Origin of the sequence: Terrimonas pollutisoli (genome assembly GCF_029360765.1) — a bacterium.
Lineage (GTDB): Bacteria > Bacteroidota > Bacteroidia > Chitinophagales > Chitinophagaceae > Terrimonas_B > Terrimonas_B pollutisoli.
In genome coordinates, this window is record NZ_JARKNA010000001.1 from 63,679 (window position 1) to 77,364 (window position 13,686).

Annotated in this window: 17 protein-coding genes; 9 read left to right on the forward strand and 8 right to left on the reverse strand. The window is 42.1% G+C overall.

The features are described from left to right. Positions 1-74: 74 nt before the first annotated feature. Positions 75-1,907, forward strand: coding sequence for an NAD+ synthase (locus P2W73_RS00260; RefSeq protein WP_276499960.1), 1,833 nt, complete (start codon positions 75-77; stop codon positions 1,905-1,907). Positions 1,908-1,909: 2 nt separating this feature from the next. Here P2W73_RS00260 and P2W73_RS00265 read toward each other — a convergent pair whose 3' ends face one another. Continuing rightward, positions 1,910-2,368: a lipocalin family protein gene (locus tag P2W73_RS00265; protein ID WP_276499961.1), complete on the reverse strand. Its 459-nt coding sequence runs from the start codon at positions 2,366-2,368 to the stop codon at positions 1,910-1,912. A 153-nt stretch (positions 2,369-2,521) separates the two neighbouring features. Between P2W73_RS00265 and P2W73_RS00270 the strand changes: the two genes are divergently transcribed. The 5 genes from P2W73_RS00270 (at position 2,522) to rsgA (ending at position 7,370) form a co-directional block, all read left to right on the forward strand. After that, positions 2,522-3,523, forward strand: a complete 1,002-nt coding sequence (locus P2W73_RS00270; protein ID WP_276499962.1) for an AAA family ATPase — start codon at positions 2,522-2,524, stop codon at positions 3,521-3,523. Between the two features lie 34 nt (positions 3,524-3,557). Then, on the forward strand, positions 3,558-4,430 hold the full coding sequence (locus tag P2W73_RS00275) for a DUF58 domain-containing protein (RefSeq protein WP_276499963.1): 873 nt from the start codon (positions 3,558-3,560) through the stop codon (positions 4,428-4,430). 69 nt (positions 4,431-4,499) lie between these two features. Continuing rightward, entirely contained in the window at positions 4,500-5,387 is an 888-nt protein-coding gene (locus tag P2W73_RS00280) for a hypothetical protein (protein ID WP_276499964.1), read from the forward strand. Beyond that, positions 5,387-6,400: a vWA domain-containing protein gene (locus tag P2W73_RS00285; protein ID WP_276499965.1), complete on the forward strand. Its 1,014-nt coding sequence runs from the start codon at positions 5,387-5,389 to the stop codon at positions 6,398-6,400. The genes P2W73_RS00280 and P2W73_RS00285 overlap by 1 nt, the downstream gene beginning before the upstream one ends. 55 nt (positions 6,401-6,455) lie before the next feature. Then, positions 6,456-7,370, forward strand: coding sequence for a ribosome small subunit-dependent GTPase A (gene rsgA, locus P2W73_RS00290; RefSeq protein ID WP_276499966.1), 915 nt, complete (start codon positions 6,456-6,458; stop codon positions 7,368-7,370). Between the two features lie 43 nt (positions 7,371-7,413). Here rsgA and P2W73_RS00295 read toward each other — a convergent pair whose 3' ends face one another. From P2W73_RS00295 to P2W73_RS00305, 3 genes are all read right to left on the reverse strand, one after another. After that, the gene (locus P2W73_RS00295) at positions 7,414-7,740 is read right to left on the reverse strand and encodes a hypothetical protein (RefSeq protein ID WP_276499967.1); all 327 of its coding nucleotides are present in this window, start codon (positions 7,738-7,740) and stop codon (positions 7,414-7,416) included. A 73-nt stretch (positions 7,741-7,813) separates the two neighbouring features. Further along, positions 7,814-7,996: a hypothetical protein gene (locus P2W73_RS00300; RefSeq protein ID WP_276499968.1), complete on the reverse strand. Its 183-nt coding sequence runs from the start codon at positions 7,994-7,996 to the stop codon at positions 7,814-7,816. Between the two features lie 152 nt (positions 7,997-8,148). Continuing rightward, a complete protein-coding gene (locus P2W73_RS00305) occupies positions 8,149-8,670 on the reverse strand; it encodes a gamma carbonic anhydrase family protein (protein ID WP_276499969.1) in 522 nt (173 codons plus the stop codon). Between the two features lie 175 nt (positions 8,671-8,845). Between P2W73_RS00305 and P2W73_RS00310 the strand changes: the two genes are divergently transcribed. The 3 genes from P2W73_RS00310 (at position 8,846) to P2W73_RS00320 (ending at position 11,295) form a co-directional block, all read left to right on the forward strand. After that, a complete protein-coding gene (locus P2W73_RS00310; protein WP_276499970.1) occupies positions 8,846-10,039 on the forward strand; it encodes an aspartate aminotransferase family protein in 1,194 nt (397 codons plus the stop codon). Between the two features lie 270 nt (positions 10,040-10,309). Next, on the forward strand, positions 10,310-10,690 hold the full coding sequence (locus tag P2W73_RS00315) for a hypothetical protein (protein WP_276499971.1): 381 nt from the start codon (positions 10,310-10,312) through the stop codon (positions 10,688-10,690). Between the two features lie 185 nt (positions 10,691-10,875). Further along, entirely contained in the window at positions 10,876-11,295 is a 420-nt protein-coding gene (locus P2W73_RS00320) for a hypothetical protein (protein ID WP_276499972.1), read from the forward strand. Between the two features lie 211 nt (positions 11,296-11,506). Here the strand turns inward: P2W73_RS00320 and P2W73_RS00325 are convergent, their stop codons facing one another. From P2W73_RS00325 to P2W73_RS00340, 4 genes are all read right to left on the reverse strand, one after another. After that, on the reverse strand, positions 11,507-11,728 hold the full coding sequence (locus P2W73_RS00325; RefSeq protein WP_276499973.1) for a hypothetical protein: 222 nt from the start codon (positions 11,726-11,728) through the stop codon (positions 11,507-11,509). Beyond that, positions 11,725-12,597, reverse strand: a complete 873-nt coding sequence (locus tag P2W73_RS00330) for a sulfurtransferase (protein ID WP_276499974.1) — start codon at positions 12,595-12,597, stop codon at positions 11,725-11,727. The genes P2W73_RS00325 and P2W73_RS00330 overlap by 4 nt, the downstream gene beginning before the upstream one ends. A 79-nt stretch (positions 12,598-12,676) precedes the next feature. Beyond that, a complete protein-coding gene (locus P2W73_RS00335; protein WP_276499975.1) occupies positions 12,677-12,862 on the reverse strand; it encodes a hypothetical protein in 186 nt (61 codons plus the stop codon). A gap of 105 nt (positions 12,863-12,967) precedes the next feature. Continuing rightward, on the reverse strand, positions 12,968-13,675 hold the full coding sequence (locus tag P2W73_RS00340) for an MIP/aquaporin family protein (RefSeq protein WP_276499976.1): 708 nt from the start codon (positions 13,673-13,675) through the stop codon (positions 12,968-12,970). Positions 13,676-13,686: the final 11 nt, after the last annotated feature.

Below are 13,686 nucleotides of genomic sequence, written 5' to 3' on the forward strand. Positions count from 1 at the left end.
AGGCAATGATTGCTATTGTCAGTTAGATTAGTTTTTTTACTTTTCATTTGGTAGTGGGGAGTTAAATTTGTAGTATGAAGATTGCATTAGCGCAACAGAATTATCATATCGGCAATTTCGAAGACAACACAAGCAAGATCATTGACGGCATCAACTGGGCAAAGCAACAAGGTGCTGACCTGGTGGTTTTTTCTGAGTTATGCGTTTGCGGATATCCTCCCAGGGATTTTCTTGAGTTCAGCGATTTTATTAATAAATGTTATGCCGCCGTCGACAGCATCCGGGAACATGCGGACACTATTGGTGTACTGATCGGTAGCCCCGCCAGGAATTTACAAAAAGAAGGTAAAGATCTTTTTAATGCCGTTTTTCTTTTGCATGAAAAGGGGATAAAGGCCGAGATTCATAAGACATTGTTGCCGAACTATGATGTATTTGATGAATACCGCTATTTTGAACCAGCGTTTGAATGGAATGTAATGGAATTTAAGGGGAAAAAACTGGCGGTTACTATTTGTGAAGATGTCTGGAATATGGGCGACAATCCACTTTATCGCATTACGCCCATGGAGAAGTTGATATTGCAAAAGCCGGATGTGATGATCAATCTTTCTGCGTCACCCTATAATTACGCACAGGATATTGTGCGAAATAGTATTGTCAAAGCACACACACTAAAGTATAATTTGCCGATGCTTTATTGTAACACGGTGGGCTCGCAAACAGAGATTGTTTTCGATGGAGGTAGCCTGGTATATGATGATTGTGGCAACCAGGTCAGAGAGATGAAGTATTTCGAAGAGGATTACCAGGTATTTGAATTAAAAGACCTCACCCAAACCTCTCCGAAGAAGGGGCTTGCTAACTTTCAAAGCCAGCTTATCGAAAATACTTTAGTTGATGAAAAGATTTCAAAAGGGAGGGAGTATTCGTCAAGCGAGGTAGGTGCGCAGGTGGCCTTTCCGCCAGCCGGCGGAGAAGGCCGGGATGGGGCCGGGCCTGTTTATTTCTCTGCCACCGATGTCGGCGTAGGAGAGGATACAATTAAATACCTGACCAATGAAAAGAACATGGCTGAGATCTACCATGTTTTGATACTTGGTATCCGGGATTATTTCCAAAAAATGGGCTTTAAAAAAGCTATACTGGGATCATCCGGTGGAATTGATAGTGCGGTAACCCAGGCATTGGCTGTTGAAGCTTTGGGCAAGGAAAATGTGAGAGCCATCCTGATGCCCTCCCATTATTCAACATCGCATTCTGTGAGTGACGCAGAGCAGTTGAGCAAAAACCTGGATAATCCTTACGATATTGTTCCCATCAAAAATATTTATGACGCTTTTCTTACTGAATTGAAGCCGATTTTCAAGGATCTGCCTTTTAGCGTCGCCGAAGAGAACATTCAAAGCCGTACAAGAGGAAATTTGTTGATGGCAATTGCAAATAAGTTTGGGTATATTTTGCTAAACACGTCTAATAAAAGTGAACTGGCAACAGGGTATGGTACGTTGTATGGTGATATGGCAGGCGGATTAAGTGTATTGGGTGATGTATACAAAATGCAAATATTTGCACTCGCCAGGTACATTAACCGCCATAAAGAAATCATTCCTGTCAACATCATAACAAAACCTCCGTCTGCGGAACTAAGGCCCAATCAAAAGGATAGTGATAGTTTACCAGAATATGATACTCTTGACCGGGTTTTATATGAATACATCGAATTGAGAAACGGCCCCAAAGAAATTATTGCAAAGGGATTCGATCCTGCATTGGTAGCACGGGTATTGAAGTTGGTCAACACGAATGAATACAAGCGAAACCAATTTTGCCCCATCATTCGAATTAGCTTCAAGGCATTTGGTGTAGGTCGCCGGGTCCCTATCGTTGGCAAATATCTCTCCTGATCTTAATGAATAAAAGTGATTACAACATTTTGTGTTGAACCAGATATCGTCATATTTTGAGACACCACTAGTTCCGTTTCTGTCAAACTCACAATAGTGAATGAACTGCTGCCACCGGTGAACAAAGGAGTAGAAATAAATAGAATGGTTTCATTAGTTTGAAAATTCCAGGTGAAGGAATTGGTTTGAGGATCAGCCGGATCACATTTTGTCGCACCTTCATCAGCTGTACCTGTACCGGCTGCTGCAAAGGTTGCTATATTGTCTTTTTGACAAGTTTGCAGAAAAGCGGACACGGATGTGCCACCAACTTTTGCATCGCTGAATTTCCAGGAGCCCTTTACTAATAATTCCGTTTTTGTTTTGCCGGCAGCTGGCTCATCGTCGTCTTTGCTACAGCTGGTATTCAATATTTGCAACGCAGAAAATAGAACTACTGCTAATAAAAATCGTTTTTGCATAGAAGGGATTTGTTTTCGTAAAAATAAGCCCTGTTTTTTAGCACTACAAGGTAGAAATACTTAAAAAAAGAGAACTATTTCGCCTCAATTGCTATATCGGCAAATAATTTGCTTAACTCAAGTTCGTATTTTGTGACACCATAAATCAAGCCAATGTATAAAACCGCAGAAGACATCCGGCAGTTAAATGATCGAATCAGCCATGCCGGCCAGTTTACAGATAAGTTAAGAGAAGAGGTAGGTCATGTCATAGTTGGGCAAAGTCATATGCTCGATCGTTTGTTGATCGGGTTGCTGAGTAACGGACACGTTTTATTGGAAGGTGTGCCGGGCCTCGCAAAAACGCTGACTATAAAATCCCTTTCCCAGGCCATCCATGCACAGTTTAGCAGGATCCAGTTTACGCCTGATCTTTTACCAGCAGATGTGATAGGAACGTTGATTTATAACCAGCAAAAAAATGAATTTGTTGTTCGAAAGGGACCCATTTTTGCCAATTTCATTTTAGCTGATGAAATTAACCGGGCCCCGGCCAAGGTACAATCAGCCTTACTGGAAGCTATGCAGGAAAGGCAGGTGACTATTGGTGATACAACTTACAAGCTGGAGCAGCCGTTTCTTGTGTTGGCCACACAAAATCCGCTGGAGCAGGAAGGTACTTATGCTTTACCGGAAGCACAGGTGGATCGCTTTATCATGAAAGTAGTAGTGGGCTATCCTAAAATGCATGAAGAACAATTGATTTTGCGTCAAAATACACAAGGGTTAACCACTCCAACAATAAGACAGGTGGTTTCAATTCAGGAAGTGATGAATGCAAAAGAGCTGACGCGGCAGATATATATGGATGAAAAAGTCGAGCAGTATATTCTCGATATTGTATTTGCAACAAGAACACCCGAGAAATACCAGTTAGAAAAATTGAAACCCCTGATCTCTTACGGAGCTTCACCCCGGGGCAGCATTAACCTGGCGTTGGCGTCAAAGGCCCAGGCATTTTTAAATAAAAGAGGTTTTGTAATACCGGAAGATGTAAGAAGTATTTGTAATGATGTCCTACGGCATCGCATAGGCCTTACTTATGAAGCGGAGGCGGAGAACGTAAAAGTAGAAGACATTATTGAAGATATTTTGAAACAGGTCAATGTACCCTAGTAAGTTTTGAGTTTAAAAATTTAAATGTTTAAGGTTGTTAACAACGGCTGAAATATTAAAAAAAGTTCGACAGCTCGAGATTAAAAGCAAGAAGCTGGCCAGTGATCTTTTCACCGGTGAATATCACAGCGCTTTTAAAGGGAAAGGCATGTCGTTTAAAGAAGTACGGGAATATGCAGCCGGTGATGATATTCGTTTTATTGATTGGAATGTATCGGCAAGGTTTGGTCATCCCTTTAGTAAGATCTTTGAAGAAGAACGAGAGCTGACAGTAATGCTATTAGTGGATATCAGTGCCAGTTCATTATTTGGAACCGTTCATGCCCGCAAAAGAGATATTATTACTGAAATAGGGGCGGTGTTAAGCTTTTCCGCCGTCAATAATTCAGATAAAGTTGGCGTCATTTTCTATAGTGATAAAGTGGAGGCCTATATTCCGCCTAAGAAAGGAAGGCAGCATGCCTTGTATATTGTAAGAGAGCTGTTGAGCAAGGAGCCAAAAGGCAAAAGTACACAGGTGAATTCGGCGCTTCGCTATTTTAACAACTCTACCAAACAAAAAAGCATTGCTTTTATCCTGAGTGATTTTCTTGACGGTAACTATGAGGATGCACTACGGATCGCTGGAAAAAAACATGATGTGATCGGCATAAAAATATATGATAAAATGGATATGGAGTTGCCCAATGCGGGTTTAATCCAGGTGCAGGATGCAGAGTCGGGAGAAATAAAATGGGTAGATAGCAGCAATGCATTTGTGCGATACAGTTATCAGCAGGAGTTTTTTAAAATGACAGACTATAGCACCCAAACTTTTAAAAAAGCGGGTTGCGACTTGTTGCATGTGCGAACCGGGGATGATTATGTAAAAGTGCTGCAAAGGTTTTTTGTCAGTAGGAATAAATAAACCACCTTTTTTACCCATTCCCGAAAATGGTCGGGGTTGGAACGAACACAAGCCCAGGATTTTGTTTAAATGAGGAATAATTTTTTTTATAGAACCGCTATAGCTATAGGTTTATTTTTTGTCACTGCAACTGTTGCAGCGCAAAACAAGACTGTTGTAAGAGCGTTAGTTGATAAATCAAAGATTTTAATTGGCGAGCCTTTGCGAATAACATTGGAGGCTGATATCCCGGAGCATGAAGCTATCCGCTTTTTCCAATTCGACTCGATTCCGCATTTTGAATTTCTAAACAGACCGAAGATTGATACATCAAATACTGGCAGAGGAACTGTTTTGAAGCAGGTATTAACGCTTACCAGTTTTGACTCGGGTCATTGGATCATTCCTGCATTTCTGCTTACTGATGCTATTGCCACCGACTCAATACCGGTGGATGTTGTTTTTTCTCCTTTCGATCCTGCTCAGCCTTACCATGATGTAAAAGATATAATCGAAGTAAATCCGCAGGAGGAAAAAAAGGAAATCAAATGGTGGTATTTTGTAATTGGAGCGGCTGTGTTGTTATTGCTGGTAATTCTTTTGTTCAGAAAAAAGAAAAAGCCTGTTGTCGCTGTTGTTGCCGAGCCGGCAGACCCTTACAAAGAAGCAATATTGGAATTGCAAAAATTGCAAGCCGAAAGACCCGAAATCAAGGAATACTATTCAAGACTGGTAGATATTTTCAGGGTGTATGTATCAGCCAAAAAAGGAATCCATTCTTTACAGGCCACTACCAATGACCTGGTACGGCAATTAAAAGGTCTCGGCCTTCGAAATGATGAATTTGATAAGCTGTCTCATACCCTACGGCAAAGCGATTTTGTCAAGTATGCAAAATATGTTCCTTCGGCCGAAGATGATAAAAATAATTTTGAAAACATAAGCCGCTCTATCCAACAGATAGAACAAATGCAATAATGTTGTACGATTGGATTAAAAATATCGACTTTGCTTATCCCGAGAATTTTTTGTTGCTCGGGTTGGTTCCCTTCATGATATGGTGGTATATAAAAAAATACAGCAAACGCCAGTCCTCCGTCAGGGTGTCTTCAACGAGATCTTTTACTGTATCCACAGCAAAAAATTATTTCCGCCATTTACCTTTTATACTCCGGTTGCTCGCTGTTACGGCGTTGATCATGGCCCTGGCAAGACCACAAAAAAGAAATGATCAGCAGCAGACCCTGGGTGAGGGAATTGATATTGTGTTATGCATGGATGTAAGCGGCAGCATGGGTTCCCGTGATATTTTGCCATCCCGGATGGAAGTGGCCAAAGAAGTCGCTATTGATTTTGTATTAAGCCGGCCCATTGACCGGATAGGCCTGGTTATTTTTTCAGGCGAAAGCTTCTCCCAGGTTCCTATTACCACTGATCGAAATACCCTGGTCAGTCAAATACAGTCCCTGGAAAGCAGGCGTTATTTAAAAGACGGAACCGTAATCGGTGAAGGGTTAGCAACAGCCGTGGATCGCTTATCAAAAAGCGAGGCCAAAAGTCGGGTAATCGTATTGCTGACAGATGGAAAGGAAGATGCGCCGGATACCAGGCTAATTGATCCACTCACGGCCCTTGAGATTGCAAAATCAAAAGGTGTAAAAGTGTATTCTATCGGCATGGGTGCCGCTCCGTCAACCATCGTAGAGATAACCGGCAATACGCCGAGGCAAAAGACGGCTACTATCGATTTTATTGATGAATCATTGCTCCGCCGGATAGCGGAAGAAACAGGTGGCCGGTATTTCAGAGCCAGGGATAAAGAAGGTTTGCAAAATATCTATAAGCAAATAGACCAGTTGGAGAAGTCCAAAGTAGAGTATACTTCCTATAAGCGTTATGAGGAATTATTTTTGCCGTTAGCCCTTGCGGCAATTTTCTTTTTGCTAGTTGAGATAATACTTCGCTACACCATTTTTAGAAGATTTCCCTGATTAATTATGAGGTTACCGGTCCCAATTAGTGCCAATTCCTGAAATTCGCAACACAATGAAAGCACTGGTTTATAAATCAACGGGCAGCTGGTACACCGTAAAGGACGATTCGGGACAATGGCACAATGCCCGGATGAAAGGCGTTTTTAAAATTGATAATATTACCAGCACCAACCCTGTTGCGGTAGGTGATGAGGTGGAAATAGATATGAACGGAGAACCGATGATCGTTGAGATTCATCCCCGCAGAAACTATATCAACCGCCAATCTCCGCGGGTAAAATTTCAACATCATATTGTAGCTTCTAATCTTGATCAGTCGCTATTGGTGGCAACGTTGAAAGAGCCCAGGACATCGCAGGGTTTTATCGACCGGTTTTTAGTGGCCTCCGAAATGTTTCATGTAAAAGCATTGATTGCTTTTAACAAATCTGATCTTTTTAAAAAGAAAGAACAGGAGCAATTTGAAGAAATGAAAGAAATGTATGAGGCAGTAGGATATAAAGTTTTTTTAACCAGCACAAAGGAAAATATCGGCATCGGGGAATTAAAGAAGGAGCTGAAAGATAAAACTACACTGATCAGCGGTCATAGTGGGGTAGGTAAGTCTTCATTGCTGAATATTATATTTCCCGGGATGAATTTAAAAACGCAGGGTGTAAGTGGCTGGAGCGGTAAAGGACAGCACACTACTACTTTTGCTGAAATGTTTGACCTGCCATTTGGAGGCAGGATTATCGATACCCCCGGTATGAGGGAATTTGGCCTTGTTGATGTTTCCAAACAAGAAGTGTCACATTATTTTCCGGAAATGCGGGAAAGGCTGAATGATTGCCAATTCAACAATTGCCTGCATGTAAACGAGCCAGGTTGCGCAATAAAAGAAGCCGTAGCCAACGGCGGGATCAGCGAAGAACGGTATATCAGCTATGTCAATATAATGGAATCGATAGAAGAAAAGAGCTACTAAATGGAATGTAGTTACCAGTTTCCGGTAACTGGCAACGCTTCGGTTATGCTATATTCTTTACCTGGTTAAACAATTTGCCCTGTAAAATATTCGCCAGTTCGACTACAGCCTGGTTTTCTTTTGGCTGGGCAGCCTTGGTCTTTGTCGGGTGAACAGAAATGCCGTTATAAATATTGTAGTGTAAAGTGAGGGGGTAACCTTTGTATTTAAAATCCCAGTTGATGGAATCAAATTCATCTTCCTTATTCAGAAATTTGATACGGAGGTCGTCATTCATAATGCCAGCAATCTGGTAGAAAAAATTTAAGCCGCCATCATCTGCCAGTACTGCTTCGGTGCATCCTAAAGAGGTACGTAAATTGAGACTCATAGTAAAGAGTTTAGGGTTTTAATGGTTTTTACTATAAGACTTGGATATATTAAAAAAGGCTGCTCGGCCTTTATTAACTTTTAAACTTTTTTGCTTTCCTTGCAGCTTTTTCTGCAGCAGGATCACCAGCGGCTAATTTTTCAGCCCCGATATTCTTACCATTCGTTGGACATCCATATTTTGGTTTAAACATATTGCAGGATGTCATCGCCATCATAAAACCAGCCAACACCATTATTGTAAGAATATTTTTCATAATTGTTTTCTTCGTATAACGAAAGTAAAAATTAGAAATTGCTTCTACTATAGTAGAATTACGGACAGTTGTTTGGGTAATTTGTAAGGTGCATCAATTCAGAAGGTTGAGCCAACTAAATTTTTATGATAAACTACAAACCACCTGAACTTTTACACTTTCTCCCGGAACCAATCTGCATACTTGATATAATTGTTGGCAATCCGATCGATCTCACCATGGATCAGTTCCTGCGAAATGGCCTTAATCTTCTTTGCCGGAACACCTGCATAAATACTGCCAGCTTCGCAAATGGTATTTTCCAGTACTACTGCACCCGCTGCAATGATCGTATTACTATTTACGACACAATTGTCCATAACGATGGCTCCCATTCCAATTAATACGTTATCATGGATCGTGCAGCCATGTACGATGGCATTGTGACCTATTGAAACATTATTGCCGATGGTGGTCCCGTACTTTTGGTAAGTACAGTGAATACAGGCGCCATCCTGCACATTCACCTTATTACCCATTTTTATAAAATTGACATCCCCCCGGATCACCGTGTTAAACCAGGCACTACAGTCATCTCCCATCACTACATTTCCAACGATAGTGGCATTGGGCGCAATAAAACAGTTATTTCCCCACTCGGGATATTTGTCTTTTACTGGAAGTATTACAGGCATAAAAAAAGTTTAAGGTTTCAGGTTTGATGTTTAAGGTTGCGGCCAGTTTTTTAAGATGTCATGGTTGTTTCCGCCGCAAAGGATCCGACTTCCGTTCTTTATTCAATTAGTATCACTTGCAAATTAGCCAATTTCTTTTGCGTGTTAACCAGCCTTTGCGTTCTTTGCGTGAAATATGAATCAGCGGGAGCTTTTTTTACGCCATGTAGGCCAAACTTCTCCAGCGCCACTTTCTCTTGAGATTGTAAAAGCTGAAGGTGCGGTGTTATATGACGCCGATGGAAAAGAATACATCGATCTAATCGGGGGTATCAGTGTCGCAAATACCGGGCATCGGCATCCCAGGGTTGTAGCCGCCATTCAGCAACAACTTGACGCTTACCTGCACATTATGGTTTATGGTGAATTTATCGAAAGCCCACAGGTACAATATGCCAAACTGTTGACAGATCATCTTCCTGCATCACTTAATTCAGTTTATTTTACTAACTCTGGTGCTGAAGCGGTAGAAGGCGCCATGAAACTGGCCAAAAGAGTTACCAACCGTACCCAAATAATTGCTTTTAAAAATTCTTATCATGGCTCCACCCAGGGAGCTCTGAGTATTATCGGCGATGAATACTGGCGCAATGCGTACCGGCCGTTATTACCCGATGTATGGCACCTGGAATACAATTCTTTTGAGTCAATCGATAAGATATCTGGCGAAACTGCCTGCATAATTGCTGAAACCGTGCAAGCAGAGGCGGGTGTCAAAGCCCCTTCTCAGGAATGGATGCAGGCATTAAGGGAAAAATGCACTAAAATGGGAACGCTGTTAATTCTTGATGAGATACAAACAGGCTTCGGTCGGACTGGTAAACTGTGGGGTTTTGAACATTTCGGGATTGTTCCGGATATAGTTTTATTGGGTAAGGCATTAGGTGGAGGCATGCCTCTTGGTGCGTTTGTTGCTGATAAAAAATTAATGGATGCTTTTACCGAAAACCCTGTTTTAGGCCATATCACTACGTTCGGCGGCCATCCTGTTTGTTGTGCTGCGGGTATGGCTGCAATGAAAACTTTGCTGGATGAAGGAATGCTGAACTCCATTCAGCAAAAAGAAAAATTATTCCGCTCATTACTCGTACATCCAAAAATAAAAGTCATTCATTCTTTTGGTTTATGGCTAGCCCTGGAATTTGGTTCGTTTGAAACAAATAAAAAGGTCATTGACTCCTGTATTGCCAATGGCGTATTGACGGATTGGTTTTTATTCGCTTCGGATTGTTTGCGTATTTCACCGCCGCTAATTATTTCGGAAGATCAGCTGCGAAAAGCAAGTGAGGTAATAGTAAAGGCTTGTGATGATTTGTCAGAGACAAATTGATTGGTGGTTGCGAAGTCGGAGACTTCGCAGAGCAGGGGCAGCGTAGAAGTACCCGGTAGTTTTCCGTAAACGAAATTCTACAGGTTTTTATTAAAATCTATTACCCCGGATAGATAAGTTGTTCTATTTTTTTCGGTTTGTACTGGTCGTTTCTTTGTATCAGCAAGCAACTAAAAAATCCGTACTCCTAAGAAAATTGATCCGTCCCATTGAAAGGTTTTAATCCGTACCCCGGCAAAGGAAATTATTTAACCCTTTAAAACTCATCCAATGGAAAATCCGAAACCAATGCAGGTCAACAAACTTAATGATGTAGTTGACCGGCTGATCAACACCCTTTTACCCAAAGCCAGCAGTAACAGAAGCTTTTTTGTTAATGACATTCCTCACCACCTTCGGTTGAAAAAGGAGTCGCCTGTAATTACATCTGTATTGGGAGGCTTGCTTTCAACAATAGTTTCAAATGCAAAAGATAGTTGCATCTGGCTATCCGCGAAATTGTATGGTAATGTTGTTTTAGTGCATGTAAAAACGCCCACGGTTTTAATTCTCATGCTATCCAGGGCCAGCTTCAGCAATTGCAGACACTTGCTGAAAAAAACAGGGGCACTATTGGCTTCACAAGGCACCAAAGTACCATCACGTCACTGACCTTCGGCTTTTATCCATAAAGCCGGAGTGAAACAAAAGATCCGTGTCCTATTTATTTTATGAAATCAATCTGTAGTTTCTTAGTACGGCGAATGCCACAAAGCTATGCCCATTGCCTTCTGACACTCGCCTGATAAATAAACCAGGGTGAAACAAAACCATCTGTAACTTATTTACCTTATCCTATGAACCATCAATCCGTACTACCTGCCAGTCACGCAGACCTTAGGGAATTAATAGCCGATCTGCTAAAGGCTATGTTGCCCCAGACAGTTAACAACAAAAGTGTTTTCATTAACGAAATCCCCTCAAAGCTAACCTTGAGTACGGACCTGCCTCTTGTCAGCGCCGTACTCAATGGCATGCTATCATCGGTAGTAAAACATACCCGGGAAACTTATATCTGGCTTTCAGCCAGGGTATATGGGCATGTAGTGCTTGTGCATATACGAAGACAAGGAAATATCAATACTTCAATTCAGCAGGAAGTGAGCAAACTGCATGCAATGGCTGAAAGGATATTAGGTTCCGTCAGTTTTAATGCTGAAAGAAAGGACATGGCCACATTAACTTTCGGCTTTCCCAACCTTCCGCCGCTTGATTAGAGATTGCATATTGTCAACTGACCGTCTGAGAAATGAAATGTCTCAGGGCGAAAGCCTGTGGTGATTTGCCAGAGACAAATTAATTAAAGACTGTGAAATCGGAGAGTTTGCAGAAAGAATTTTATTTGAAAGGACCAATAATATAAAAACCGGGAGTTCCTGCACTGACAGAACTTCCCGGTTTTTTTGAAGATAAGTTGTTACGAGGTGGTCAGGTTTTCCTTGTGTTTTGTAAAATTCTTTTTTTTGTTTTATCCATTGCTTCATCCATGGCTGCTTGCCTGTCGGCATTACTTGCCCTTGCGATAGTAGCTCCCGGATCGGCATTATAAATATGACAATAGAACATATCGCCAATCTGGTAAACGGTTCGCCGGATCGGGATGCCTTCCACCTCTAATTGCTCTTCTGTAAAATTTTGCGTGTGCATCATGCCATTTCTTTTTTTGGCTGAATAATGACATCTTTCTCTACGGCGGCGCCTACCAGGTTGCCCCATTCGGTCCAGGAACCATCATAGTTGCTTACATTGGGATAGCCCAAAAGATACTTTAATACAAACCAGCTATGACTCGACCTTTCACCAATTCGGCAGTAGGCAATTACGTTTTTCTCCGGTACTACGCCCTTGCTCATATAAAGCTCTTCCAATTCTTCTTTTGATTTAAAAGTACCGTCCTCACGGCAGGCCTGCGCCCACGGAATATTTACCGCCCCGGGTATATGGCCACCGCGTTGGCAGGTTTCAGGTAAGCCGGGGGGAGAAAGAATTTTGCCGGTGAATTCATCAGCAGAGCGAACGTCTACCATGGCAAATTCGGGGGCCAGCATGGCCTTTTGTACCTGGCTGAGATAACTGCGCAATGATTCATTCCGCTGACCGGCTTTATAGGTCGTTGCTACCGGTTCGCGAACGTCTTTGGTGATGACCCGGTTTTCAGCCAGCCATTTTTTTCTTCCGCCGTTCATGATCCGAACATCCTTGTGTCCATACATTTTCAGTTGCCACAGAGCCCAGGCGGCAAACCAGTTATTGTTGTCGCCATACAGGATTAAAATGGTGTCGTTGTCGATACCGCTTCTGCCAAGTAGGTTTTCCAGCTCGGTTTTACTGATGATATCGCGGCGCACCGTGTCACACAGTTGTGTTTGCCAGTTCCAGCCCAGTGCACCCGGAACATGGCCTTCTTCATAAGCCTGTGTGTCTACATCAACTTCCACTACTACTACGTGTGGATCAAATTTGTGCTGATCTACCCAATCCGTGGAAACCAGCACTTCCGGATGAGCATAGTCAGACATGACTCTGAATTTTAAGGTTAAAAAAAATTGTGAAGGACATCCAAGGTACGACTATAACATACCTTTTCCCAAATCATTTTTAGTCATTGGCGACATAAAAAAACCGGGGGTTGGTGAGCAGGTTATTCATTTGTTTGGTTGGGAATGACGGCACTGGGTTTGTTCTTTTAAAATAAAAAAGACTATGCTGTGGTTTTGCTTTGGCAGCGATGGCAAAAAACGCCAACAGAACCAAGTGGGCCTGGATCGGTGTAGTTGCTGCCATACTTCTTTATATTTTATTGCTGATATAATAATCGGAGAGTTAAATTCAATAAAAAAAGTTGATTCATTTAGGAGTCAACTTTTTTTATTGGAGGTGAAATTTTCATCATACAAGTTTAAACAAAGCCGCTGCCAACAACCCGCCAATTATTGGCCCTACCACGGGCACCCAGGCATAGCTCCAATCACTATCTCTTTTGCCTTTTATCGGCAAAATAAAATGAGCTATTCTTGGCCCCAGATCCCTTGCAGGATTGATAGCATAGCCGGTAGGCCCGCCCAATGATAAACCTATTCCCAAAACTAATAATGCCACAGGCAAAGCATCCAATGCTCCCATAGTTGCAGCCGATTTGGAAATATTCAATGCGCCAAACAGAAGAATAAAGGTGCCAATGATTTCCGTAAGTATGTTATGCAAGGGATTACGAATGGCTGGTGCTGTGCTAAAGACAGCCAGTTTCAAATCCTTATCTGCTGTTTCATCAAAATGTTGTTTGTATGCAAGCCAGGCAATCACCGCGCCGGTAAATGCACCCGCAAATTGTGCTGCCAGGTAGGTGCCTAGTAAAGAAGCATCAAAATCGCCAAATACGGCCAGGCCAATGCTGACAGCTGGGTTTAAATGACCACTGCCGCCTAATTTATTAGAAGCATATACACCTACAAACACGGCCATCGCCCAACCGAATGTAATGACGATCCAGCCACTGTTTTGTCCTTTTGTTTTGCTGAGTACAACATTAGCTACTACACCAGCACCCATAATGATAAGAAGGGTAGTGCCAATAAATTCACCGATAAATGGAGACATAATTGAAGGTT

Coding starts and splice junctions, on each gene's coding strand:
- P2W73_RS00260 (WP_276499960.1), top strand. CDS start 75: ATGAAGATTGCATTAGCGCAACAGAATTATCATATCGGCAATTTCGAA.
- P2W73_RS00265 (WP_276499961.1), bottom strand. CDS start 2,368: ATGCAAAAACGATTTTTATTAGCAGTAGTTCTATTTTCTGCGTTGCAA.
- P2W73_RS00270 (WP_276499962.1), top strand. CDS start 2,522: ATGTATAAAACCGCAGAAGACATCCGGCAGTTAAATGATCGAATCAGC.
- P2W73_RS00280 (WP_276499964.1), top strand. CDS start 4,500: ATGAGGAATAATTTTTTTTATAGAACCGCTATAGCTATAGGTTTATTT.
- P2W73_RS00285 (WP_276499965.1), top strand. CDS start 5,387: ATGTTGTACGATTGGATTAAAAATATCGACTTTGCTTATCCCGAGAAT.
- rsgA (WP_276499966.1), top strand. CDS start 6,456: ATGAAAGCACTGGTTTATAAATCAACGGGCAGCTGGTACACCGTAAAG.
- P2W73_RS00295 (WP_276499967.1), bottom strand. CDS start 7,740: ATGAGTCTCAATTTACGTACCTCTTTAGGATGCACCGAAGCAGTACTG.
- P2W73_RS00300 (WP_276499968.1), bottom strand. CDS start 7,996: ATGAAAAATATTCTTACAATAATGGTGTTGGCTGGTTTTATGATGGCG.
- P2W73_RS00305 (WP_276499969.1), bottom strand. CDS start 8,670: ATGCCTGTAATACTTCCAGTAAAAGACAAATATCCCGAGTGGGGAAAT.
- P2W73_RS00310 (WP_276499970.1), top strand. CDS start 8,846: ATGAATCAGCGGGAGCTTTTTTTACGCCATGTAGGCCAAACTTCTCCA.
- P2W73_RS00315 (WP_276499971.1), top strand. CDS start 10,310: ATGGAAAATCCGAAACCAATGCAGGTCAACAAACTTAATGATGTAGTT.
- P2W73_RS00320 (WP_276499972.1), top strand. CDS start 10,876: ATGAACCATCAATCCGTACTACCTGCCAGTCACGCAGACCTTAGGGAA.
- P2W73_RS00325 (WP_276499973.1), bottom strand. CDS start 11,728: ATGATGCACACGCAAAATTTTACAGAAGAGCAATTAGAGGTGGAAGGC.
- P2W73_RS00330 (WP_276499974.1), bottom strand. CDS start 12,597: ATGTCTGACTATGCTCATCCGGAAGTGCTGGTTTCCACGGATTGGGTA.
- P2W73_RS00335 (WP_276499975.1), bottom strand. CDS start 12,862: ATGGCAGCAACTACACCGATCCAGGCCCACTTGGTTCTGTTGGCGTTT.
- P2W73_RS00340 (WP_276499976.1), bottom strand. CDS start 13,675: ATGTCTCCATTTATCGGTGAATTTATTGGCACTACCCTTCTTATCATT.